This window comes from Arthrobacter sp. V1I9, assembly GCF_030817075.1.
GTDB lineage: Bacteria > Actinomycetota > Actinomycetes > Actinomycetales > Micrococcaceae > Arthrobacter.
The window spans coordinates 953,628-977,375 of record NZ_JAUSYU010000001.1; the positions used below are offsets into that span (position 1 = coordinate 953,628).

At 66.3% G+C, this 23,748-nt stretch carries 22 protein-coding genes, 2 tRNA genes and 2 pseudogenes; 21 read left to right on the forward strand and 5 right to left on the reverse strand.

Translation table 11 applies throughout. The features are described 5' to 3' along the window. Window positions 1–12: 12 nt before the first annotated feature. Genes QFZ70_RS04490 through QFZ70_RS04505 form a run of 4 tightly spaced genes read left to right on the forward strand, consistent with a single transcriptional unit; the run spans window position 13 to window position 3,917 of the window. Window positions 13–1,176 (forward strand): cystathionine gamma-synthase, encoded by a 1,164-nt coding sequence (locus QFZ70_RS04490; RefSeq protein WP_307094287.1) that lies wholly within the window; start codon window positions 13–15, stop codon window positions 1,174–1,176. 50 nt (window positions 1,177–1,226) lie between these two features. Then, complete coding sequence (locus QFZ70_RS04495; RefSeq protein ID WP_307094288.1) at window positions 1,227–1,736, forward strand: helix-turn-helix domain-containing protein; 510 nt, start codon at window positions 1,227–1,229, stop codon at window positions 1,734–1,736. Beyond that, entirely contained in the window at window positions 1,733–3,121 is a 1,389-nt protein-coding gene (locus QFZ70_RS04500; RefSeq protein WP_307094289.1) for an MFS transporter, read from the forward strand. The genes QFZ70_RS04495 and QFZ70_RS04500 overlap by 4 nt, the downstream gene beginning before the upstream one ends. 25 nt (window positions 3,122–3,146) lie before the next feature. Next, complete coding sequence (locus QFZ70_RS04505) at window positions 3,147–3,917, forward strand: SDR family oxidoreductase (RefSeq protein WP_307094290.1); 771 nt, start codon at window positions 3,147–3,149, stop codon at window positions 3,915–3,917. Window positions 3,918–4,011: 94 nt separating this feature from the next. Here the strand turns inward: QFZ70_RS04505 and QFZ70_RS04510 are convergent, their stop codons facing one another. The 3 genes from QFZ70_RS04510 to QFZ70_RS04520 are packed head-to-tail and all read right to left on the reverse strand — an operon-like array spanning window position 4,012 to window position 7,419. Continuing rightward, on the reverse strand, window positions 4,012–5,556 hold the full coding sequence (locus tag QFZ70_RS04510; protein ID WP_307094291.1) for an APC family permease: 1,545 nt from the start codon (window positions 5,554–5,556) through the stop codon (window positions 4,012–4,014). Between the two features lie 13 nt (window positions 5,557–5,569). After that, the gene (locus tag QFZ70_RS04515) at window positions 5,570–6,781 is read right to left on the reverse strand and encodes a glutathionylspermidine synthase family protein (RefSeq protein ID WP_307094292.1); all 1,212 of its coding nucleotides are present in this window, start codon (window positions 6,779–6,781) and stop codon (window positions 5,570–5,572) included. Between the two features lie 2 nt (window positions 6,782–6,783). Next, entirely contained in the window at window positions 6,784–7,419 is a 636-nt protein-coding gene (locus tag QFZ70_RS04520; protein WP_307094293.1) for a Tat pathway signal protein, read from the reverse strand. Window positions 7,420–7,615: 196 nt separating this feature from the next. Here QFZ70_RS04520 and QFZ70_RS04525 point away from each other — a divergent pair, with 196 nt between their 5' ends. The 8 genes and pseudogenes from QFZ70_RS04525 to QFZ70_RS04560 all read left to right on the forward strand — a co-directional run bounded on the left by QFZ70_RS04525 (window position 7,616) and on the right by QFZ70_RS04560 (window position 13,823). Next, complete coding sequence (locus QFZ70_RS04525) at window positions 7,616–8,272, forward strand: MOSC domain-containing protein (protein ID WP_307094294.1); 657 nt, start codon at window positions 7,616–7,618, stop codon at window positions 8,270–8,272. A gap of 405 nt (window positions 8,273–8,677) precedes the next feature. Then, window positions 8,678–10,814 (forward strand): annotated as a pseudogene (locus tag QFZ70_RS04530) (DEAD/DEAH box helicase). Between the two features lie 348 nt (window positions 10,815–11,162). Further along, window positions 11,163–11,234, forward strand: a tRNA-Thr gene (locus QFZ70_RS04535). A 61-nt stretch (window positions 11,235–11,295) separates the two neighbouring features. Beyond that, window positions 11,296–11,369: transfer RNA gene (locus QFZ70_RS04540), tRNA-Met, on the forward strand. A 69-nt stretch (window positions 11,370–11,438) separates the two neighbouring features. After that, window positions 11,439–11,621 (forward strand): hypothetical protein, encoded by a 183-nt coding sequence (locus QFZ70_RS04545; RefSeq protein WP_307094295.1) that lies wholly within the window; start codon window positions 11,439–11,441, stop codon window positions 11,619–11,621. Window positions 11,622–11,673: 52 nt separating this feature from the next. Continuing rightward, window positions 11,674–12,474 (forward strand): annotated as a pseudogene (gene yidC, locus QFZ70_RS04550) (membrane protein insertase YidC); the annotation flags it as partial. A 68-nt stretch (window positions 12,475–12,542) separates the two neighbouring features. Beyond that, a complete protein-coding gene (locus QFZ70_RS04555) occupies window positions 12,543–13,100 on the forward strand; it encodes a dihydrofolate reductase family protein (RefSeq protein ID WP_307094297.1) in 558 nt (185 codons plus the stop codon). Window positions 13,101–13,163: 63 nt separating this feature from the next. Further along, the gene (locus QFZ70_RS04560; protein ID WP_307094298.1) at window positions 13,164–13,823 is read left to right on the forward strand and encodes an SDR family oxidoreductase; all 660 of its coding nucleotides are present in this window, start codon (window positions 13,164–13,166) and stop codon (window positions 13,821–13,823) included. On the opposite strand, the gene QFZ70_RS04565 is transcribed toward QFZ70_RS04560, so the two are convergent. Then, window positions 13,816–15,024, reverse strand: a complete 1,209-nt coding sequence (locus tag QFZ70_RS04565; protein ID WP_307094299.1) for an ROK family protein — start codon at window positions 15,022–15,024, stop codon at window positions 13,816–13,818. The two genes, QFZ70_RS04560 and QFZ70_RS04565, sit on opposite strands and share 8 nt — an antisense overlap. Before the next feature lie 96 nt (window positions 15,025–15,120). Here QFZ70_RS04565 and QFZ70_RS04570 point away from each other — a divergent pair, with 96 nt between their 5' ends. The 8 genes from QFZ70_RS04570 (at window position 15,121) to QFZ70_RS04605 (ending at window position 21,976) form a co-directional block, all read left to right on the forward strand. Beyond that, window positions 15,121–16,833 carry an alpha-amylase family glycosyl hydrolase gene (locus QFZ70_RS04570; RefSeq protein ID WP_307094300.1) on the forward strand — a complete coding sequence of 571 codons (1,713 nt, stop codon included), beginning with the start codon at window positions 15,121–15,123 and terminating at the stop codon, window positions 16,831–16,833. A gap of 51 nt (window positions 16,834–16,884) precedes the next feature. After that, window positions 16,885–17,826, forward strand: coding sequence for an aldo/keto reductase family oxidoreductase (locus tag QFZ70_RS04575; protein ID WP_307094301.1), 942 nt, complete (start codon window positions 16,885–16,887; stop codon window positions 17,824–17,826). 166 nt (window positions 17,827–17,992) lie between these two features. Beyond that, window positions 17,993–18,856, forward strand: a complete 864-nt coding sequence (locus tag QFZ70_RS04580) for a CoA ester lyase (protein WP_307094302.1) — start codon at window positions 17,993–17,995, stop codon at window positions 18,854–18,856. Between the two features lie 468 nt (window positions 18,857–19,324). Next, on the forward strand, window positions 19,325–19,648 hold the full coding sequence (locus QFZ70_RS18945; RefSeq protein ID WP_373461532.1) for a hypothetical protein: 324 nt from the start codon (window positions 19,325–19,327) through the stop codon (window positions 19,646–19,648). Between the two features lie 52 nt (window positions 19,649–19,700). Then, entirely contained in the window at window positions 19,701–19,925 is a 225-nt protein-coding gene (locus QFZ70_RS04590; protein WP_307094303.1) for a DUF3188 domain-containing protein, read from the forward strand. A gap of 41 nt (window positions 19,926–19,966) precedes the next feature. After that, on the forward strand, window positions 19,967–20,428 hold the full coding sequence (locus QFZ70_RS04595; RefSeq protein WP_307094304.1) for a MaoC family dehydratase N-terminal domain-containing protein: 462 nt from the start codon (window positions 19,967–19,969) through the stop codon (window positions 20,426–20,428). 2 nt (window positions 20,429–20,430) lie between these two features. Further along, a complete protein-coding gene (locus QFZ70_RS04600) occupies window positions 20,431–20,868 on the forward strand; it encodes a MaoC family dehydratase (RefSeq protein ID WP_307094305.1) in 438 nt (145 codons plus the stop codon). A gap of 40 nt (window positions 20,869–20,908) precedes the next feature. Then, entirely contained in the window at window positions 20,909–21,976 is a 1,068-nt protein-coding gene (locus QFZ70_RS04605) for a UDP-N-acetylmuramate dehydrogenase (RefSeq protein ID WP_307094306.1), read from the forward strand. On the opposite strand, the gene QFZ70_RS04610 is transcribed toward QFZ70_RS04605, so the two are convergent. Then, complete coding sequence (locus QFZ70_RS04610; RefSeq protein ID WP_307094307.1) at window positions 21,957–22,400, reverse strand: hypothetical protein; 444 nt, start codon at window positions 22,398–22,400, stop codon at window positions 21,957–21,959. The two genes, QFZ70_RS04605 and QFZ70_RS04610, sit on opposite strands and share 20 nt — an antisense overlap. 105 nt (window positions 22,401–22,505) lie before the next feature. Here QFZ70_RS04610 and QFZ70_RS04615 point away from each other — a divergent pair, with 105 nt between their 5' ends. Beyond that, window positions 22,506–23,639 (forward strand): winged helix DNA-binding domain-containing protein, encoded by a 1,134-nt coding sequence (locus QFZ70_RS04615; RefSeq protein ID WP_307094308.1) that lies wholly within the window; start codon window positions 22,506–22,508, stop codon window positions 23,637–23,639. Window positions 23,640–23,748 lie beyond the last annotated feature (109 nt).

The following is a 23,748-nucleotide window of genomic DNA, read 5'->3' on the forward strand; positions in this document are numbered from 1 at the left end:
TGAAGGAGCATCATGTCCGTATCGAACAACCAGGGGTTCAACACCCGCGCCGTACACGCCGGCCAGGCTTTTGAACCCCGCACCGGTGCCGTTGTGCCGCCGCTGCACTTCAGCTCCACCTACGCGCAGGACGGCATCGGCGGGCTCCGCGACGGCTATGAATACGGCCGCGGCGGCAACCCCACCCGTGACGCGCTGCAGGAACAGCTCGCTGCGCTGGAAGGCGGCAGCCACGCCTACAGCTTCAGCTCAGGACTCGCGGCCGAGGACTCCCTCATCCGCGCCCTGACCCGGCCCGGTGACCACATTGTGCTGGGCAACGACGCCTATGGCGGCACCTACCGCCTGATCAGCCGGGTGCTCGGCGGCTGGGGGATAGGCAACACGCCCGTGGACATGGCCGACCTCGACGCCGTCACCAAAGCCGTCGCCGCCAACAAAACCCGCTTCGTCTGGGTGGAAACGCCCTCCAACCCGCTGATGAAGATCACGGACATCGAGGCCCTTGCCGCGGTGGCGCACGACGCCGGCGCCCTCCTGGTGGTGGACAACACCTTCGCTTCGCCCTACCTGCAGACGCCGCTGGCACTCGGTGCCGACATCGTGGTGCACTCCACCACCAAGTACATCGGCGGGCACTCGGACGTGGTGGGCGGGGCCGTTGTGGTCAAGGATGCCGAACTGGCCGAAAAGATCGGCTTTGTACAGTTCGCTGTGGGTGCCGTCTCGGGTCCGATGGATGCCTTCCTCACCACCCGCGGCCTGAAGACGCTGGGTGTGCGGATGGACCGGCACAGCCTTAACGGCCAGGCCGTAGCGGAATGGCTGCTGGAACGACCCGAGGTTGAAGCCGTCCTCTACCCGGGGCTGCCGTCCCACCCCGGCCACGAGTTGGCCAGGAAACAGATGCGGAGCTTCGGGGGCATGGTTTCGGTACAGTTCAAGGGTGGCGAAGCGGCCGCCCGGAAGGTGGCCGAATCCACCTCCGTGTTCACCCTGGCGGAGTCCCTGGGCGGCATCGAATCGCTGATGAACTACCCGTCCGAGATGACCCATGCGTCCGTCAAGGGTACGGAACTGGCTGTTCCGGTGAACCTGCTCCGCCTGTCCTGCGGCATCGAGGACGTGGAGGACCTGGTGGCCGACCTGGACCAGGCATTCTCCTCCATCCCCTGAGGTCGTCCGGGATGCTGGCTTTCTTCAAGAGAGTCAGCTAGGGTGCCGGTATGGCACTCCGATCGGACTGGTCCCGGCGCAACTGCAGCATGGCCCGCGGCCTGGATATCCTTGGCGATCCCTGGTCCATCCTGGTGCTCCGGGAGGTGTTCTTCGGGAACGGCCGCTTCGACGCCATGAAGGCCCGGCTGGAAGTGGCCGACTCCGTGCTCACCAAGCGCCTGGCCGGCCTGGTGGAGTCCGGGCTGCTGACCAAACGGGCCTACGACGACGGCGGCCGCACCCGGAGCGAGTACGTCCTCACACCCAAGGGTGAGGACGCCCTCCCGGTGCTGAATGCGGTCACCATCTGGGCGGAGAAACACCTGCCGGCTCCCTCGGAGCAGGCGCACATGTACGTTATCCACTCCGGCTGCGGGCAGCGAACCAGCTCGGCGGATACCTGCACCGGGTGCGGTGAACGGCTGACCGCCGCCAACACGAGCTGGCACAGCCAAACAAGGACCAAGGCGCCCGTGGCGCTTGCCACCGCCACGCCTTCCACGGGAGCAGCAGCATGAGCGCGGATCAGACCGTCGAGGGAACCCTCCCGGAAGCCGGCCGTCCCTCCCAAAGCCCGGCTGCCGCCGTCGTGCCCGCCCCCGCACCCCGGCGGCCCAGGCGCCTGCACCCCGCCTGGGTGGTTGCGGCTGTTGCCTTCCTTGCATTGGTGGGCGCCGCCGGTTTCCGTGCGGCGCCGGGGGTCCTGATGGTGCCGCTGCAGCAGGAGTTCGGCTGGTCCACCACCGTTTTGTCCGGGGCCGTCAGCATCAACCTGGTTCTCTTCGGGCTGACGGCACCCTTCGCGGCTGCGCTGATGGAGCGGTTCGGCATCCGGAAGGTCACGGCAACGGCGCTGGTGCTGATCGGTCTGGGCAGCGCCCTCACCGTACTGGTGAACCAGTCCTGGCAGATCCTGCTGACCTGGGGTCTGTTGATCGGGATCGGCACCGGATCCATGGCACTGGTTTTCGCCGCCACCATTGCCAACACCTGGTTCGTGAAGAGCCGGGGCCTGGTGATCGGCATCCTGACGGCTGGCAGCGCGGCCGGGCAGCTGGTCTTCCTGCCGTTCATCGCCATGCTGGCACAGGATCCGGGGTGGCGGCAGGCGTCCCTGCTGATTGCCGTGGGGGCTCTGGCAGTTGTTCCGCTGGTGCTGAAGTTCCTCAAGAACTCTCCGGCCGAGGCCGGCGTGCTGCCTTACGGGGCCGAGCCGCCCGCCGCCGGAGCCACCGTCCAGGCGGCCGCGCCGGACAGCGGACCCCGCACCAATGCCGCGGTGCGTGCACTGCAGGTCCTGAAGAGGGCAAGCCGTATCCGCACCTTCTGGGCGTTGGCGGCAGGGTTCGCGATCTGCGGAGCCACCACCAACGGCCTGATCGGCACCCACTTCATACCCTCCGCGCACGACCACGGCATGCCCGAAACCACCGCAGCCGGCCTGCTCGCCGTCGTCGGCATCTTCGACATCGTGGGCACCATCGCCTCCGGCTGGCTGACCGACCGGTTCAACCCGCGGATCCTGCTCGCCGTCTATTATCAGTTCCGCGGGATCGGCCTGCTGGTGCTTCCCCTGCTCCTGAGCGCCGAAGTCCAGCCCAGCATGATCCTTTTTGTGGTGATTTACGGCCTCGACTGGGTGGCCACGGTACCCCCGACGGCGGCCATCTGCCGGGAAACCTTCGGCGCAGACGGCAGCGTGGTGTTCGGCTGGGTGTTTGCGGCCCACCAGCTCGGAGCGGCCGCGGCAGCACTGGGCGCCGGTGCCATCAGGGACGCCACCGGCCAGTACACCTATGCCTGGTTCGGCGCGGCAGCCATGTGCACCATCGCAGCGGTCATCAGCGCCACCATCCGCAAGCATTCGGCCTCCCGGGAAGCGGAGCCGGTGCCAGCTTCGTAGCGCGTTCCGCCAGTAGGCTGGGCGGATGGAATCTCCATTACCCGCAAGTGCGCGCAAAGCCGCCCTGGTCACGGGCGTCGGCAGGCTTGCCAGCATAGGCGCCGGCATCGCCCGCCAGTTGGCAGCGGAAGGCTGGGACCTGGTCCTGGCTTACTGGCAGGACTACGATGCCCGGATGCCGTGGGGGAGCGAGCCGGACGACGTCGTCCGTTTGACCGCCGAGCTGGAAGCCATCGGCGCGCGCGTGCACTCCCTGCCCGCGAATTTGGAGGACCCTGAAACGCCGGAGCGGTTGCTGGCTGAAGCGGTGCGGCTGGCCGGTCCGCTGCAGGGCATGGTGCTCAGCCACGCCGAATCGGTGGACTCCGGCATCCTGGACACCAGCCTGGAGTCCTTCGAGCGCCACTTCGCCGTCAACACGCGGGCCAGCTGGCAACTGATCGCCGCATTCGCGCGGCAGGCGTCGGACGACGGCGGCGCGATCGTTGCGCTGACCAGTGACCACACAGCGTTCAACCTGCCCTACGGCGCCTCAAAGGGGGCGCTGGACAGGATCGTGATTGCCGCCGCCCGCGAGCTGGGGCCGCTGGGAATCTCGGCGAACGTTCTGAACCCGGGGCCGGTGGACACGGGCTGGATGGATGACGGGATCAGGGAAGCTGTCCTGGCCCGCCAGCCCACCGGCCGCATGGGCACCCCTGCCGACGTCGCCGGTACGGTGGCATTCCTGCTCTCACCCGCCGGCCGCTGGGTCTCCGGCCAGCTCATCAAGTCCGATGGCGGCTTCTCGGCCTGAGCTGGGCTGTCGCCCTGGCCACCCTCCGGCCCATCCACCCACCTGGCTCGTAGTTAACGTAGTGAAAACGTGGTTTCGCGACGCTATCTGCGGGCTACTTGGGGGAGGGGACGGGGGGTTGCCCGGCGGCGGCTGGGTGTCCGCCGGTGAAGTAGCCGCGGGTTGCGGGAAGGAACCGGCAGACCACCGCGAGCACCACGCCCAGGGCCAGCAGCACCACGCCGCTGATGAATGCCCCGCCGACGCCGAAAATCTGGGTATCGCCGTACGCCGGGTCCCACATCTGCACGGCCGAGATGAAGAAGGCAGCGGTCAGCAGCAGCGCGCCTACCAGCGGCAGGATGCCCCGGAACCACAGACTGCGTGCGGACCCGCCCAGCGTCTTCCGGAAGAACCAGAAGCAGGCGTACCCGGTGAGGGCGTAATAGAACGCGATGAACAGGCTGATGGCGCTGATCGAGTCCGAGAGCAGGTTTTCGCTCAGGAAGCTCATGGCCACGTAATAGGCAATGGCCGCGGCACCCATGACCTGGGTGGAGAATCCGGGCGTCTGGTTCTTCGTGTGCACCTCGCCGAACTTCGCGGGCAGCGCGCCATGGACCCCCATGGACAGGGTTCCGCGGGCGGTGGGCAGGATGGTGGTCTGGGTGGAGGACAACACCGAAGCCAGGACCGCGACGACGATCAGCCAGCCCCACGGTCCCAGCACCACGTCCTTCATGGCCAGGAATACATCGTCCTGGTTGGCCTCATTGCCCAGGCCTATCCCGTCAGTGCCGACGGTGGCGTACATCATCACCAGAAGTGCAACGGATACATAGATGGCCACCAGGACGAACGCGGAGATCACGGCCCCCCGGCCCGGGGTGGTGGAAGGGTTCTCGGTTTCCTCGTTGACCGCCAGGCAGGTGTCCCAGCCCCAGTAGATAAAGAGCGCCAGCAGCACTCCGTGCACCACGGCGCCGGGGTCCGCGAAGGCACCAACAGGGTTGAACCACTCAAAATCGAAGGACTGGATTGTTGTGTCGCCACTGGCTGAACCGCGGACAATCCCCACCACAATGGCAAGTGCGAAAATACCGAGCGAAATGTACTGCACGTAGGTCAGGACCCGCTGGACGTGTTCGCCCAGCCGGATTCCCCGGTAATTCACCAGTGTCATCACGGCGATGAACAGCACACCCGTGGCGGTGACCAGCACCTTGTTCTCAGCCAGCGAGCCGTCACCCACCAGGAGCCAGAGATACTGGCCCGCCACCTGCGCGAGATTGGCCAGCACCACGATGCCGGCAAGCGCAACACCCCAGCCGCCCAGCCATCCTGCCCATGGCCCGAAGGCCCGCCGGGACCAGGTGAAGGTAGTGCCGCAGTCCGGGATGGCACTGTTGAGCTCGCGGAAGGCATAGGCGATGAACAGGACCGGGATGAAGCCCAGCAACAGGACCAGGGGAGTGTAGTCCCCGTTCACCGCAACAATGAGGCCCAGGGTCGCCGCGAGCGAATACACCGGCGCCGTTGATGCCAAACCCAGCATGACCGAGTCGCCGAGGTCCAGGACGCCGGCGCGGAGGCCCTTGGGCGGAACGGAGGTGCCGGGCGCGCCGCCCGGTCCCCCCGCCGTCGTGGTTTCCGTGCTCATAGTGTTACCGGGCTCATAGTGCGATACCTGCTTTGCTTGAATGGGCCGCGGCCGAGAGCGGGGCAGCAGCGTCAATGATGTTGGGCACGAACCTGCAGAAGTAATCGGTGATGGGGCCGTCCGATTCGCGGATTCCGCAGCCTACGGATTCGCCGTCCACCACCCACAGGCCAAGGACCGGGTGGTTGCCATCGAAATCGGGCAGCGGTTGGTACTGCTGGTAGCACCAGCCTTCGCGTCCGTACCCTCCGGGCTGCTCGAGGTTGATGCCCTTGGCATGGATCCTGATGTTGTCGCCCTCGCGGCCGTGCAGGGGCTTGGCCACCCATTCCTTCAGCGGGCCCGGCTCGTTGAGGTAGGCCGGCAGCAGGTTGGGGTGCTCCGGGTACAGGTGCCACAGTGCCGCGAGGAGTGCCTTGTTGGAGAGCAGCATCTTCCAGGCCGGTTCCACCCAGCGGGGGTTGTGGGCGCGCTCCAGCAGCCGGTGCCCAAACGGCTCCTTCATCATCAGCTCCCACGGATACAGCTTGAACATGGTGCTGATCATGAAGTTGTCCATGTCCACAAAGCGGTTCAAATTAGGGTCCCAGCCGATATCGGACATATTGATGCCGATGGTGGTCCACCCAGCCTGGCTGGCTACATCCCGCATGTAGGCGGCAGTCATCCAGTCCTCGCCGGACTCCTCAACTTCCGAGTGCGCAACGTGCAGGGTGCTCATTCCCGTGCGGTACTGCACCTTCTTCCACTGCCGGATCAGCGCTTCGTGGATGCCGTTCCACTGGTCCTTCTCCGGGAAGACGTCCTGCAGCCAGAACCATTGGGCCACGGCTGCCTCAATCAGGCCGGTGGGAGTGTCCGCGTTGTACTCGAGCATCTTGGCCGGCCCGCCCTGACCGTCATAGATGAAGTCAAACCGGCCGTAAACGTCCACGTCGGAGGCCTGGAGCGACTCGGCGGCCAGTTCCAGCGCCTGCGGGCCGATGCCGATGTGCCCCATAGCCCCGGTGGCCAGGAACCGGGCGGCTTCCAGGCACATCTTGTGCATGTCCTCCGCCGTTACCTCAAGGGTCTCAACCTCGTCCATGGTGAATTCGTAGTACGCGGCCTCGTTCCAGTACTCGATCTTCCGCCCGTCATCCATCGTGGTGGTGGAGAACACCAGGCCCTGTTCTTCAATCTTCTGCTTCCACCCGGGCCTGGGCTCGCTCACCTTCCGCTTCACGCCTATCCTCCCGAAACTTTGCCGCCGCCGCCGGAACCGCTTTTCGCGCTGGTGCCGAAGCCGCCGCGGCTGACAGTGCCGCCCTGTCTGCTGTATCCCGTGGAAGCTTTGGCTCCGCTGGGCACGGTCCTGCTGTAGTTGGGTGCGGTGGAGCGGTTCTGTCCGATGGCGGGGACGAACGAGCCGCGGGAGAAAAAGTACCAGGCGTAAATGCCGCCGCCCCTGCCGGCGGAGCTGTCACAGCTGGCGTCCTCCACGCGCTCGCCGGTTTCGTCATTGAAACATACCTGCGCATACTCGGGGTCGTCCTGGTTGCTGGCCACGATTGCTGTGATGGTGCCGGCGAGAAGTGCTGTTACGCCCAAACCCACGACGACGGTCCGCCGCTGGGAGCGCTTCTTATGGGCAGCGGCCTCATTGAGCTGCCGTTCGCGGTCGCGGGCGAACGGGTCCACCGGGGTGACAGGTTCCTTGAGGAGGTCCGGGCGCAGCTCCGGCTTGGGAACCTGCCACGGGGGAGGTTTGGGCGCGTCCCGGCCGGGGGTTTCGTCCGGTGCAGCACCGGACCCGCGCGGCGCGCGGGCCTGCTGGCCATCGCCCTTGGCTGGATCGTGCTCCGGATCCTTATTCGGGTCCATGGCGTCCCCCTCAGTTGTCCACGTGAATTGGGCACAGCGCTGCACCCCCAATTGCAATCCTCGAATCAGCGTAGTCCCTGCAGGCCGTAGCTGGCCTAAGTGGCTCGCATTTAACGTCGCGAAAGTGCGCGTTGACAACGGAAAATGCCAGTCAGTTAGTGGATGCAGCGCACTTCTGCGCCCCTACACTGGTGCCATGGAAACCGCCTCTGTGCTCGCCGTCTGCCGTGTCCACCAGCTCGTGCCGGATGCCTCCAGCGTGGGGGTAACCGCCATCGACAAGCGTGCGGTGGAGGGACCGGTAAAGGTGCACAAGCTGGGCCTTCAGGGCGATATCCAGGCGAACCGGGTGCACCACGGCGGGCCGGACCAGGCCCTCTACGCCTACTCGCAGGTGGATGCCGACTTTTGGGCAGGCGAGCTGGAGCGCGAGCTTCCGCCGGGAATCTTCGGGGAGAACCTTCGCGTCGGCGGGCTCGACGCCACCAAAGCCGTTATTGGGGAGCGCTGGAAGATCGGGCTCGACGTGGAGGTTGAGGTGACGTCGCCGCGCACCCCATGTGCCACCTTCCAGCGAAGGATGGGGGAGCCCCGGTTCGTTAAGAGGTTCACCGCCGAGGGCCGGGTAGGTGCGTACCTTCGGGTGATCCGTGTTGGCGCCATCCGGCCTGGGGACCTCATCCACCGGCTGTATGTCCCCAGGCACGGGGTCACTGTGGGCAAGTGGTTCAGCGAGCCGGACCGGGAGTCCATGGAAGCATTGCTCGGCGCCGAGGCCGACGGCGGGATCCGCCTGCAGCAGCCTGAGTTCAGGCAGAAGTTCGCACAGCTGGAGCGGCAGCTGGGCCGGTAACTGCTTAAGTAGGTGCTGGCAGGGGAGCCGTGTGCGCAAGCTCACCGCCGCCGTCGTGCCCTTAATTACCCCTGGGGCAGGTGCGTGCCCTACACTTGAAATATCCCCCACTCCGGAAATCCCTTATTCCTGCCCAATTTTTGAGGCAGGACTGGCAAGTGTTGGGGCCCGCAAATGCGAAGCGGGCATTTTCATAGGGAGAGCCGGCTAAAGAAAACGCTGTACAGACTGCTGGGATAGCAGCCAAGAGATGCAGCGGGAAGTCCTGCCACGGGATTGCGAAAGCGCCGGACTTCTAAGTGACCGGCCGGTCAATGTATGCCCGGCACCCACGGCACACGTACTGCGGCTCCGCTCACCTCGGGTAGTGCCGCCTGGCCCCCTATGGATGAGGAATATTCTCCTATGCCCGAAAATCAAAACGATGCCACCTTCGAAGCGGCAACCCCCGAAACCGCCGCCGTCGAATTCACCGAGGCCGCTGTCCCCGCAGCAGAGCCCGCCCCCGCAGACGAAGCTGCTGCAGCAGCCGCCCCCGTACCCGCAGTGAAGGCCGAGGAAGCTCCGGCGGCCAGCCCTGAGGAAGACGAAGAGGGCATCAAGTTCGCCGACCTCGGCATCGACGGCCGCGTCCTCGCCGCCCTGCAGGACGTCGGCTACGAAAAGCCTTCCCCCATCCAGGCAGCAACCATCCCGCTGCTGCTTGAAGGCCGCGACGTTGTGGGCCTCGCCCAGACCGGCACCGGTAAGACTGCAGCATTCGCAGTACCGGCACTGTCCCGCCTGGCCGAGCTCCACGACCTCAACGGCCCGTCCCGCAAGACGCAGGCCCTGGTGCTGGCTCCCACCCGCGAGCTCGCGCTCCAGGTTGCGGAGGCCTTCACCTCCTACGCCAAGCACATCGACGACTTCACCGTCCTCCCCGTGTACGGCGGCTCCGCTTACGGCCCGCAGCTCGCCGGCCTTCGCCGCGGCGCCCAGGTTGTTGTGGGTACCCCGGGCCGCGTGATCGACCACATCTCCAAGGGTTCCCTGGACCTGTCCGAACTCCAGTACCTGGTGCTGGACGAGGCCGACGAAATGCTGCGCATGGGCTTCGCCGAGGACGTGGAGCAGATCTTCCAGCAGACGCCTTCGGACCGCCAGGTGGCACTGTTCTCAGCCACCATGCCGAGCCAGATCCGCCGCATGTCCAAGCAGTACCTGAATAACCCGGCCGAGATCTCCGTCAAGTCCAAGACCACCACCGGCGCCAACACCCGCCAGCGGTACCTGCAGGTCATGGGCCCGCACAAGCTTGACGCCATGACCCGCATCCTCGAGGTGGAAGAGTTCGACGGCGTTATCGCCTTCGTGCGCACCAAGATGGCCACGGAGGACCTGGCTGACAAGCTGAAGGCCCGCGGTTTCCAGGCCGCCGCGATCAACGGCGACATTCCGCAGCAGCAGCGTGAGCGCACTGTCGACGCGCTGAAGGAAGGCCGCATCGACATCCTCGTTGCTACCGACGTCGCGGCCCGTGGCCTTGACGTTGAGCGGATCAGCCACGTGATCAACTACGACATCCCGCACGACACCGAGTCCTACGTCCACCGCATCGGCCGCACCGGCCGTGCAGGCCGTTCCGGCGACGCCATCCTGTTCATGACGCCGCGGGAGAAGTACCTGCTGCGTTCCATCGAGAAGGCAACCCGCCAGCCGGTGGAGCAGATGCACCTGCCGACTGCCGAGACCGTGAACACCCTGCGCCTGGGCAAGTTCGCCGAAAAGATCACGGAGACCCTCGCCTCCGAGGACGTTTCGGCGTTCCGCGACCTCATCGCCTCCTACGAGGAAGAGCACAACGTTCCGGCCGCGGAAATCGCTGCAGCCCTTGCCGTGATGGCCCAGGGCGGCCAGCCGCTGCTCGTCAAGGAACTGCCGGCAGCTCCCGAGTTCCAGAAGCGCGAGCGGTCCAAGGACGGCTTCGGCTCACGTGGACCGACCCGCACCCTCACCGAGGGCAATGCCACCTACCGGATCGCCGTGGGACGCCGCCAGCGCGTTATGCCCGGCTCCATCGTGGGCGCCATTGCCAACGAGGGCGGCATCTCCTCGGGCCCAGATCGGCGGCATCGACATCCGCTCGGACCACTCCCTCGTGGAGCTTCCGGCGGACCTGAGCCCCGAGCAGCTGCGTGCCCTGTCCCGCACCCGGATCGGCGGCGAGCTGATCCACCTGGAGCTGGACAACGGCCGCAAGCCCTCCGGCGAGCGTGGCGCCTACCAGGGGAACCGCGGCGGCGACCGTGGCGGTGACCGGGGTGGCAACTTCAAGGGCAACGGCGGCTTCAAGAAGGAATTCCGTAAGAACGACGGCGAGCGTTCCTCTGCGGACCGTGGCGGCCGTTCGTACAGCGAGCGTTCCTTCAGTGCTGACAGCGGTTCCAGCCGCGGCCAGGCCAGCGACTCCCGCTTCGGCGGCCACGGCGACGGCTCCCGCAAGCCCCGCCACGGCAACGAGGGCGGCCAGCGCGACTTCAACCGCAAGGGCAAGTGGTAACCGTCAGCCAGTCTGACACGTACCCCCGATGGGCCGGCTTTCGAGCCGGCCCATCGGCGTTTTAAGCGCCGGAAGGTTTCCACAACAACGGGATACCGTGCGGCCGGGGACTCCGGAGGTGGATAAGACACTCGTGGTGAGTGTGGGGATGGACACACTCACCAGAGCGCCCCTCAAAAGGGGAGCCCCGCCATGGTTCGCATGCCTCCGCTGAGGGGCCCGGTTTCCTTGATTTCCCGGCGTTTTTATCCCATCGGCGGGCTGCAGGGCCACCGTTTCTATGTCTCCTGACCTGCCCGGACGCCGATTTGTTGGTGGTGGAATCTTCCGGTAGAGTATTTACTCGTTGCCCCCCTAGCTCAGTGGTAGAGCGCGTTCTTGGTAAGAACGAGGTCACCGGATCGATTCCGGTGGGGGGCTCTGAATGAGGGCCTGTGTCAAGGCGGTTTTGACCGGCTTGACACAGGTTTTTCTCATTCGTGGCGGTGTAGCTCAGTTGGTTAGAGCGCACGACTCATAATCGTGAGGTCGGGAGATCGAGCCTCCCCACCGCTACAGGCTAAGCCCCCGGAACCCCTAAGGGTCCGGGGGTTTTCTTGTATCTAAGCCAAGACTCGAGTCGATATGCTCTTCGCCAACTTGGACGGCCTCGATACCGGCCGACTCAATCCGCAGAACGCCAACTCCCAGGCTGCCCTCCCCTGCGGCGGGAAGACGCCCCGCCGGGTGACCATCGCCCGGCCAGGAGACCCGGCCCCTGCGGAAACAGCCTTCTCCGTGCACCGCCCTAACGGCACGAAAGCGTGACAAGTCCACTGTTTCCCCGTAGCTTTGCCGCATCTGACGGATGGGGAAACACATGGACTTTGACGCGATCATGGTTCCGTTCAGGTGGCTTGTATCCGTCATTATGATCGGCTTCCATGATGGGTTGAGCGCCGTCGGGATGCCGCCTGCGGGCGGCTGGACGTGGACGCTGTCCATCATCGGGCTGGTGCTGGTGATCCGTGCCGCCCTGATTCCCGTATTCCTGAAACAGCTCGACGCCCAACGCCGGATGCGGCTCCTGCAGCCTGACCTCAAGGCACTGCAGGAAAAGTACCACGGCAAAACAGACCCGCTTTCCCGCCAGTCAATGGCGCAGGAGCAGATGGCGTTGTACAAAAAGCACGGAACCAACCCCTTCTCGGCCTGCCTGCCCATGCTGATCCAGGTGCCGTTCTTTTTCGCCCTGTTCCAGGTCCTTTCCGGCATCAGCACCGGGGCAAGACAAGGCGAGGGGATCGGTGCGATGAGTCATGACCAGGTGCTGCAGTTCGACCAATCCAGCATCTTCCGCGCCCCGCTGACATCATCCGTGCTGCACGGCGGCGCCGGTGATCAGGTGGCCGTCGTAGTGCTGACCCTCCTGATGATCCTTGCCATGACAGCAGCTCAGTTCATTACCCAAAAACTAGTGATGGCGAGGAACGTGCCGCCCGGGGCCGAGGAAAGTCCGTTCATGCGCCAGCAGAAGATGCTGCTGTACATCCTCCCGGTAGTGTTCGCTTTGGGCGGGGTCCTCTTCCCCATCGGCGTCCTGGTGTACTGGACCGTCACCAACGCCTGGACCATGGCCCAACAGTTCGTCGTCCGGGACAGGGCGGCACCGAACGGCCCATAGACCGGAACTGGGCCCCGGGAGCCGCAACCCTTACCAAAGACCCCCGGCCCGGGCAGAATGGGCCCATGGCGCAGCTTATCTACTCCGGCATCACCTCCCTGGACGGATACGTGGCGGACAGCAGCGGCAACTTTGACTGGAGCGCTCCCGATGAAGAAGTCCATGCCTTCGTCAACGATCTCGAGCGCGACGCCGGAACGTACCTTTTGGGGCGGCGCATGTACGAGGTGATGTCGGTCTGGGAATCGATGGGCGGCCCCGATGATCCGCCGGTGATCCAGGACTTCGCCCGCATCTGGCAAGGGGCAGACAAAGTTGTCTACTCAGCTTCGCTAACCCATCCCGCCACCCCGCGCACCCGCGTGGAACGGGCCTTCGACCCCGCGGCCGTGAGCCAACTGAAGGCCAGCACGGGCGGCAGCATCAGCATCGGCGGCGCCACCCTGGCCGCCGCGGCGCTCCGGGCGGGCCTCGTGGACGAGTGCCAAATCTTCCTTAACCCGGTAGCAGTGGGAGGAGGACTGCGGTTCCTTCCGGACGGCCTGAACCTGCGCCTCGAACTGCAGGAGGAGCGCAGGTTCCGCAACGGCGTGGTGTACCTTCGCTACCGCACCGTCTTCTGAGCCCGTACAGCCCGGCGCGCCGTGGGGTGTGGCATCCGCGGGGCGGGGGAGCAGAATGGGGCCATGACCCGAATCGCAATCATCGGCGGCCACGGCAAAGTGGCCCTCCACCTGTCCGCCCTTCTAACGGAAGAGGGCCACAGCGTCACCTCGTTTTTCCGCAACCGGGACCATACGTCCGAGGTCGCGGAGACGGGCGCAACGCCGTCGGTCCTCGATATCGAGAATTCGACGACGGCGGCAATCGCCGAGGCGCTGCAGGGCCACGACGCCGTGGTCTGGTCCGCGGGCGCCGGCGGCGGGAACCCGGCCCGCACGTACGCCGTGGACCGGGACGCGGCCATCCGGTCGATGGACGCCGCAGCGCAGGCGGGAGTGAACCGCTACGTGATGGTGTCCTACCTGGGAGCCCGCAAGGACCACGGCGTGCCGGAGAACAACGACTTCTTCGCCTACGCCGAAGCCAAAGCCGCCGCTGATGATTATCTTCGCGGCACCAACCTCGCCTGGACCATCCTGGGGCCCGGCACCCTGACGGACAAACCCGGCACCGGCTCGATCAAGGTGGACCCTGAGCCGGGAGAGGGGGACCGGGGAACGTCGCGCAGCAACACGGCCATCGTGGCGGCCGCGGTGCTGGACCTGCCGGAGACGGCTGGCCGGATGATTGAATTCTGCGACGGTTCGCTGCCGGTTGCCGCCGCGCTGGAGTCACTTAGCTGACTGCGCCGGTTAGCTCCAGGTCCAAGGAGTTCTTCTCCACATAGTCCAGGGCGGCTCGCACGGCACCGACGGTGACGATCGAGTCGCCCAGCGGCGATACCGCCACCCGCGGCGGCGTGGCGGTGAACTGCTTCAGCTTCCCGGCGATCGGTTCCAGCAGCACACCGGCCGAGTTGGCCACGGCGCCGCCTATAACCACGAGCTCAGGGTTGAGCATCGTGGCCACCGCGCCGATGACCCGGGCCATCCTGTCGGCCAGGCGGTCGAGGATCTTCAGGGCCACGTCATCCCCGCCAGCGGCGGCCGCAAAGACGTGCTCGGCTTCCGCTCCGCCATGCTGCAGGTGGGCGCGAAGGGACGTCCTGGCCTTGCCGGCGAGGGCTTCTGCGGCCCAGGCCCGGGCGAGGCTCGCAATGCCGAACGTGTCGCCCACGCCCTGGACCTGCTCTAGGAAGGCGAGCTCGCCGGCGCCGCCGCGGCTGCCGTGAAGCAGCCGCCCGCCGTCGAGCATCCCTGCCCCCAGGCGTTCGCTGGCAAGAATCACGACGACGTCCTCGACTCCCGCCGCAGCGCCCCGCCAGTGGTCCCCAAGGGCTGCAAGGTTGGCATCGTTTTCGAGCAGCACTGTCCAGCCGTGCCGCTCCCGCAGCGCCGACTTCAGGCCGACGTCGAACAGTCCCCAGAAGTGCTGGGTCACCAGCACGTCCCCGTTCCGGTCCACGGGGGCGGCGATGCCGGCGGCTGCGGCCAGGACAGAATCGGGCGGGGCGCCCGCGCTGTCAAGGGCCATAAGGGCCGCGCGGTCGATGACCGAGACGCGTTCCTCCGCCGAAATTTCCGCTTCCGGGAACGGCAGGCTTGACCTGCCAACAGAATTTCCGCGGAGATCTGACACCACCACTGTTGCCTTGGACACCCCGACGTCCATGCCCAGTACGTAGCCGGCCCGCTCGTTCAGCTCGAAACGCCTGGCGGGTCGCCCCTTTTGGTACCCGCCAAAAGCCCGCTGGTTTTCCAGCTCCCGAATCCAGCCCCGTTCTTTGAGGTCTTCACACACCGCAATGCCTGTAGCACGCGTCAGCCCCGTTGCTTTCATGACCTCCGTCACGGTCACGTCGCCGGAGGAGCGCATGAACTCCAGCACAGAGCCGGCACTGACCCTGCGCAGCAGTTGGGGGGTTGCCGGGGCCGTGTCAGCCATGCTGTTGACCTTTCCGCACGTCGGGCCAGATAATGATCGGGCAACTAAATTTAGATTCAAAATAAATATAGTCGACAAGAAGCAAAGGATCACCCCTTGTCCACCACCGCCACACTGGCAACCCTTTCCGATTCCGACCGCCTGGCCGATCCCAACTGGTGGCGCCAGGCCTCTGTGTACCAGATCTACCCGCGGAGCTTCGCGGACTCCAACGGCGATGGCATTGGCGACTTGAAAGGCATCACCTCCAAGGTGCCGTACCTGAAGTCGCTGGGGATCGACGCCGTGTGGCTGAGCCCGTTCTACCCCTCGGCGCTCGCGGACGGCGGCTACGACGTGGACGACTACCGCGACGTGGACCCCAAGCTGGGAACGCTGGCGGACTTCGACGAGATGGCCAACGCGCTGCATAAGGCCGGCATCAAGCTCATCGCGGACATCGTGCCCAACCACTCCTCGGACCGGCACGAGTGGTTCAAGGAAGCGCTCGCTTCACCCAAGGGATCACCGGCCCGGGACCGCTACATCTTCCGTGACGGCAAGGGCCCCAACGGCGAGTTCCCGCCGTCGGACTGGGACTCCGTTTTCGGCGGCCCTGCCTGGGAGCGCATCACGGAACCGGACGGCACCCCGGGGCAGTGGTACATGCACATCTTCGCCAAGGAACAGCCGGACTTGAACTGGTCCAACCGGGAGATCCGCGAGGACTTCCTCAAGACCCTGCGGTTCTGGTCTGACCGGGGCGTCGACGGGTTCCGGGTGGACGTCGCCCACGCCCTTACCAAGGACCTCACTGAACCCCTGCTCTCGAAGCTGGAATTGAGCGCGGCCAACACCGGGGTGGACGGATTCGACGACGGCACCCACCCCTTCTGGGACCGCGACGAGGTCCACGAGATCTACGCCGAATGGCGCGAGGTGTTCAACGAGTACAACCCGCCGCGCACCGCCGTCGCCGAAGCCTGGGTCCACGCCACGCGGCGTGCCCGCTACGCCAGCCCGCAGGGCCTCGGCCAGGCCTTCAACTTCGACCTGCTGCAGGCCGACTTCGACGGTGCTGAGTACCGCGAAATCATCACCCGGAACCTCGCCGAGGCTGCGGCCACCGGCGCCTCCTCCACCTGGGTCTTTTCCAACCACGACGTGGTCCGCCACGCTACCCGTTACGGCCTGCCCCAGGTGTCCAAGGGCAAGGAGCGCACCAAGGGCCAGGACGGCAAGGACTGGCTCCTTGCCGGCGGACCCGCCGAGGAGCTGGATGTGGAGCTCGGTGAACGCCGTGCCCGCGCCGCCACACTGCTGATGCTTGCCGTCCCGGGCTCCGCGTACTTGTACCAGGGCGAGGAACTGGGCCTCCAGGAAGTGGCCGACATCCCCGAGTCGGAGCGGCAGGACCCGTCCTTCTTCCGTAACAAGGGGGTGGAAGTTGGCCGCGACGGCTGCCGCGTGCCGTTGCCCTGGAAGGTGGAAGGAACCTCCTTCGGCTTCGGTGACGGCGGCGCGCACCTGCCCCAGCCGGACTGGTTCAGCAAGTACGCAGTGGAGGCACAGGACGGTACCCAAGGCTCCACCCTGGAGCTGTACCGCGCCGCCCTGAAGCTCCGCCGCGAACTGCAGACCGGCGAGGAATTGGAATGGGTGGAGACCGGCACCCCGGACGTCCTGCACTTCCGCCGGCCCAACGGCTGGCAGTCAGTGACCAACTTCGGGGACACCGCCGTCGACCTTCCGGCAGGCGTGGTCCTGGCCAGCAGCGCCCCCCTCGAGGACGGCAAGCTGCCCGCCGCCACCACCGCATGGCTGCGCTGATGTCAGCACCATGGCTCCCGGTGTGCGCCGCCTGATGCAGGAGCTGAGCTGATGCAGGAACTGGTTTATGGCTGCATGGGCCTGGGCGGCAGCTGGTCCGACGAGCCGCACGCAGGTGAGCATGTGGACGAGGCCGCTGCCGCCGTCGAGGCCGCGCTGGACGCGGGGATCACCCTCTTTGACCACGCGGACATTTACCGCAGCGGCAAATCCGAGGCCGTCTTCGGCGAGGTGCTGGCTGCCACGCCCGGGCTTCGGGACCGCATCCGGCTGCAGACCAAGTGTGGCATCAGGCTGAACGAACGCGGCCTGCAGACGCACTACGACCTCAGCCGTGAGGCAATCCTGGAGCGCGTCAACGAAAGCCTGAAGCGGCTGCGGACGGACTACGTGGACATCCTCCTGCTGCACCGCCCGGACCCCTTGGCGGACCCCGCAGAGGTTGCCGCCGCCGTCGGGCAGCTGATGGCCGAAGGAAAGATCCGGCAGCTGGGTGTGTCCAACATGTCCGGGGCGCAGATTGGAGCGCTGCAGGACCGGCTGGAAACCCGGGTGGTGGCGAACCAGCTGGAAATGAGCCTGCTGAAGCGGGCCTGGCTGGAAAGCCAGGTGCTGGTAAACCATGCCGAGCACCTGGACTACAGTTTCCCGCACGGCACGCTGGAGTACTGCGTCCGCAACTCGATCACCCTGCAGGCCTACGGCTCGCTGGCCCGCGGCCTGTACACAGGCGCCGAACAGGACAGCCCGACGTCGGCCGAAGCGGCAACCGCAGAGCTGGTGGCGGAGCTGGCGGGGGAGTATGGCAGCTCAGGCGAAGCTGTCCTGCTCGGTTGGCTGATGAAGCACCCGGCGGGTATCGCCCCGGTGATCGGAACGGTCAACCCCGGCAGGATCCGTGCCTGCGCTGACGCTGCCCGCGTGGCCGAGGCCATGAGCCGGGCCGAGTGGTACAGGCTCTGGGTCACGGCGCGGGGCAGCAACATCCCCTGACGTTCCCAGCCGGATGGCAGCAAGTGTCGTTCTAAAGCTCTATGACGGCACTTGCTGCTAGCTACTTTCACCGCGAGCCCTGTCATATCCGGTTTAGTTCGTATTGAACCTCACAAGGGGGCCGATTTCTGCGCAATGCCGGTTGCGGGGCGGATACGGTAGATACATGACGTCTACCATCGCCACCGAGACCGTAAGGCCGGAACGCAATATCCCAGCAGAAATAGCCCGCTCATGGCTCCTTGTTAATGCCATGAAGACGGAGCTTTTTGACCAGTCGGCTGTGTCCCGCGCCGACTCGATCATCCTGGATATTGAAGATGCCGTGGACCCTTCCCAGAAGGACCAGGCACGGAACAACGTGGTTGACTGGCTGACCGCCGGCGGCAAGGCCTGGGTCCGGATCAACGATGCCACCAGCCCCTTCTGGGCCGCCGACCTCGCCGGCCTCCGCGGCACTCCCGGCCTCCTCGGCGTGATGCTCGCCAAGACCGAATCCGCCGACCAGGTCACCGAGAGCTTCCACCGCATGGACGGCAACACCCCCGTCATCCCGCTGGTGGAATCCGCCGTCGGCATCGAGGAAGCCAACAACATCGCCAAGGCCCAGGGCGCTTTCCGCCTGGCCTTCGGGTCCGGCGACTTCCGCCGGGACACCGGCATGGCCGCCACGGCCGAGGCGATGGCCTACCCGCGTGCCAAACTGGTGGTAGCCAGCCGCGTCGGAAACCTCCCCGGCCCCATCGACGGCCCCACCGTGGGCACCAACCACCCCATCCTGCGGGAGCAGACCGGCGTCACCGTGATGATGGGCATGACCGGCAAGCTTTGCCTTGCCATCGACCAGACCCCCGTCATCAACGAGGTCATCAGCCCCACACCGTCGGACGTCGCCTGGGCCACTGACTTCATGGCCGACTTCGAAGCCAACGGCCGCGTCATCCGCGACGGCTCGGACCTGCCCCGCCTGGGCCGCGCCGAGAAGATCATGAAGCTCGCGGTAGCCTTTGGGGTGCAGCCCGCGCTGTAGCACCCGCACGTTTCACTTCAGGAGACCCCGTAACCGATACCCGTTATCTGGTCCACGGGGTCTTTTGGCCTGCCCCGCCGGCCTCCTGCGCAGCTGCGGCTGCAGGCTCCGGACGGCACTTTCCGGGAGATGGCGCTCGACGGCGGCACCCGCCTGGGTTTCCGGCTCGCCGCCGAGGGGAAACCTGCCTTGGCCACCACCGCGTACACGGACCCGCCCACCGGGACCACGTCCTGTGTGCCGGGCAATCACCGGTGGCCCGCGGGAACCAATGCGAGCGGTGCTGTGGGGTGGACGACTTCCGGCTGATGCACGACTTCCACAGGGGCGGAGGCGTCCCGCCCGGCCTGCGCAGCTACCTGATGCAGGCCGTACTGGCTCTACGTCGCCACCTTCGCCAACGGGGCAAGCAAGGTAGGTACTGCGTCTGATCTTCGAAAGTGGCAGCGGCTCGCCGAACATTGTGCCGTGGCGGCGAGCTACGTGGCCCGCGCGGCGGACGGGCGTGTGGTGCGGATCCTTGAGGATCTGGTAACGCGTGACGGCGGGCTTCTGCAGCAGGTGCGGTCCGCGGCCAAGGCCGCCGCCCTTGCCGCCCCGGCTCCCGCTTCCAGGCTCAGTGCCCATAACGCGGCACTTGCAACCACCGCCCGCCACGTCATCAGCTTTGTGCCGGCCGCCCTCGGTGACGCCGACCTGGAATTCGTGGTGGACCTCGGCCAGCTCCAGGGCCGCACCATCGAACTGGGCCACTACAGCTCCGAGGTGCCGGTCCAGGACGCGTTGTTCTGACTTCGAGCCAACACCGGGGCAGGCCCCGGCCGCACCCCAGTAGAATGGCAGGGTGCTGAACGAATTCTGGGCCACCGCGCCCACCCGCTATAAAGTCCTGGTCCTCAGCGCGATGGGACTGATCGCCGTCGGCATCATCCTGAACCTGGTGGGCAACACCAGCGGCAACCCCGGCCTCGCCAACGCATCCCTTCCGCTGATTGGGCTGGGCCTGGTCCTGCACATCGCCGGGATCGTAGTCCGTGGCCAAACCATTCGGAAGAACCTGCGCCGGTAACCTTTCGGGCCGCTCCCAAGCCTGGCGATAGGCTTGAGCCCATGACTATCAATCCGGACCTGCAGGGCCGAAGCTACCCTGCTGCAGAGGTTTATGACGTTGGTCGCGAGAAGATCCGCGAATTCGCCCGCTCCGTCAAAGCCACCCACCCTGCGCACTTTGATGTAGACGCTGCCAAGGCACTTGGCCACACCGATCTGGTTGCCCCGCCAACGTTCGCCATCATCATCGCCCAGCGCGCAGACGCCCAGCTCATCGAGGATCCCGAGGCAGGCATCGACTTCTCCCGCGTGGTCCATGCCGATCAGCGCTTCATCCACCACCGGCCCATCCTGGCCGGCGACCGCCTGGTTGCGGAGCTCCACGTGGACGGCGTCCGTGCCATGGGCGGCGGAGCGATGATCACCACGCGTGCCGAAATCTTCGTCCTGGGCTCGGATGATTCCCGGGAGCCGGTCACCACCACCACGTCATCCATCCTGGTCCGCGGAGAGGGACAGTAACCATGAGCCCCACCTTCAACGAACTCATCGCCGGCCAGGAAATCGGCAGCCGCACCGTCGAGGTCACCCGCACAGACCTGGTCAAGTACGCCGGCGCTTCCGGCGATTTCAACCCCATCCACTGGAACGAGGCCTTCGCCACCGGCGTGGAACTGCCCGGCGTCATCGCGCACGGCATGTTCACCATGGGCTCCGCCGTTCAGCTGGTCACTGACTGGGCAGGGGACCCAGCCGCCGTTGTCGACTTCCAGACCCGCTTTACCAAGCCGGTCCTGGTCACCGACACCACGGGAACCGCTGAGCCCGGCGCCACCATCGAGGTTACCGGCACCATCGGAAAGCTCGACGCCGAGGCCGGCACCGCCCGCGTCGACCTCACCGTAGTTTCCGCCGGTCAGAAAGTCCTGATGAAGGCCCAGGCAGTGGTCCGGCTCAGCTGAGCCGAAAGGCCCGGCCCGACTTTCCCGATAGGGTTGTTGGGTGACTTCCACTCTGCTTTCCCAGCTGACCACGGCCGCCGTCGGAGGCCCGGCCGGCGCCTTCATCGAGGCCCGGACCGAGGCGGAGATCATCGACGCCGTCCGTTCGGCGGACGCAGCCGGTGAGCCGCTGCTGATCATCAGCGGCGGCTCCAACCTCCTGATTTCCGACGACGGGTTCCCCGGCACCGTCGTCAAAATCGCCTCGGAAGGGTTCACCGTCAACGCGGAGGACTCCTGCGGCGGCGTGGCCGTGGTGGTGCAGGCCGGGCACAACTGGGACAAGCTGGTGCAGCATGCCGTCCTGCACGCGTGGTCCGGGATCGAGGCCCTCGCCGGCATCCCGGGCTCAACGGGCGCAACTCCGGTGCAGAATGTGGGGGCCTACGGCTCTGATGTTTCCCAGACCATCGCCGCTGTCCGAACCTGGGACCGCGAGCGGAACGCCGTCAAGACGTTCACAAACTCGGAGCTGAAGTTCGGCTACCGGGACTCCATCCTCAAGCAGACCACCGTCAACGGCTCACCCCGCTACGTGGTGCTGACCGTGGAGTTCCAACTGCCGCTGGGCCGCATGAGCGCACCCATCCGCTACGCGGAGCTGGCACGGTCGCTGGGCGTGGAGCAGGGCAAACGCGCCTACGCCACCGACGTGCGCCGCGAGGTGCTGCGCCTGCGGGCTTCGAAGGGCATGGTGTGGGACCCCGAGGACCGGGACACGTACTCCACGGGTTCGTTTTTCACCAACCCCATCGTCCCGGCCGAGGTCGCTGCGGCGCTTCCCGAGGGGGCGCCGCGTTACCCGGCAGGCCAGGACGGGCTGGTGAAGCTCTCCGCAGCCTGGCTGATCGACCAGTCAGGCTTCAGCAAGGGCTTCGGCCTGGAGCCGGGCAGCGTCAGCGGGGGCCGCGCATCCCTGTCCACGAAGCACACGCTCGCCATCACCAACCGCGGCTCGGCCAGCGCCGCGGACGTCGTGGCCGTGGCGCGCGAGGTGCGTTCCGGCGTCGAACAGCGCTTCGGAATCAAACTGCACCCGGAGCCGCTGCTTATCGGCTTGGAACTGTAGCCCGCGCCTCATCAGGTTCTGCGTTCAGTGCCCCCGTGACGGCGTAGCCCACCCCCATCATGGCGGAGGCCCAGCCGGCGCTGGCAAGGTAGAGCCCCATAAACAGCCAGACGAGCAGGCCGGGGGCCAGCGGGTTGGCCAAGCCGGCCACGACACAGGTCACAAGGCCCCCGGCGGCAATGCCGAGGGACAGGATCCAGAGGGCCTTCCCGAACGGAGGGTGCCGGCGCCAGTCACGGAAGATGTGCAGGCCGTTCCGGTTCACGCTGATGCCGGGAAAGAGTACCGCGTAGCCGCCGCCCAGGCTTAAGGCGAGGGGTGGAAGGAGCAGCAGGGGGTCAGAACGCCCGCTTCCCAGGACGGCGGACAAGGAGGCCAGCCCCAGGCCCGTTCCGGCCAGGACGGACACTGTCCCGCCAGCCATCCACCGCTTCGTTCTTAAATCAAGCAACTGCCACAAACTCCCCAAAGTCATGCTTCTACCCTAGCGGCCATGCCGGCGGGCCAGTACGGAGCCTAGGATGGGCCCATGGCTTCGAGGGTGGGAACCCGACTTGACCGCCAAAGCATGGGCAGGCTGCGGCTGGCGTCCCAACGGCTGGTGCCGATGCAGGCCGCGCCGCCGGTGGTACCGGATGCTGCCGCCTCCGTGGCCGGGACGGTCCGGTGGATGACGGCGATGCAGGCCCAGGATCTGCAGGCTGCACTGTGGGCTGTAGGCGTGAGGGTACCGGGAGCGGGTTTGCAGGACGTGCGGTCAGCCCTCGACTCGGGTGCTGTTGTGCGGTCGTGGCCGATGCGGGGCACCTTGCACCTTGTAGCGCCGGAGGACCTGCACTGGATGCTGGACCTCACCGCAGCGCGGCTGACCAAGAGCATCGCCGCCCGGCACCACGAACTGGGCATCACGTGGGCGGACATAGAGAAGACCCGCGACGTTGCGCTGGAGCGGGTTGCCGGCGGCGGGGCTGCCAGGCGGGCGGAGCTTTTCACCGTCTTCGAGGCCGCAGGGCAGCCCACCACCGGCCAGCGGGGCATTCATATCCTGGGGACGCTGTGCCGGCATGGGTGGCTCGTGCAGGGGCCGCTGGCCGGAAACCAGCAGCTGCTCGTGGACTTCGCGAGCTGGATCCCGGTGTCGCGGAAGCTCGAACGGCAGGAGGCGATCGCGGAGTTTCTCTTGCGCTACTTCCGGAGCCACGGCCCGGCCACTGTACGGGACTTCGCGTGGTGGACGCAGATTCCCCTGAGAGAGGTTCGGGCGGCGCTGGAAGACGTTAAGGAAGAGCTGGTGGAGTTGGAATTCGAAGGCACCAGCTACTGGCTGTCCCCGGCGACAGCGTCCCTGCTCGACGGCGGTGTGCCCGGCCAGCGGTCCGTCCTCCTGTTGCCCGGCTTTGACGAGTTTGTGCTTGGCTACACGGACCGGAGCCTGGTCCTGGCACCGGAGCACGCCAACAAGATCGTCCCCGGCGGCAACGGCGTCTTTAAGAAGACTGTGGTGGCCGGGGGAGAGGTGATAGGCACCTGGGCGGTCACCGGCAAAGGTCCGCGTGCCGCCGTCGTGCCCGAGCTCTTCGACGAAAACCGACCGCCCGGGGTTGCGGCCCAGGCTGCCTTAGCCCGCTCCGCTGAACGCTACCTGAAGTTCCTGGATCACTGACGGCACGCGGGCGAATCGCCTCCCCCTACCGCTCAAGCGGCCCTGCCCCGCACAAGCGGTCCTGGGCAACACCGCTTGTGCGGCCCAAGGCCGCTGGTGCTGAATACAG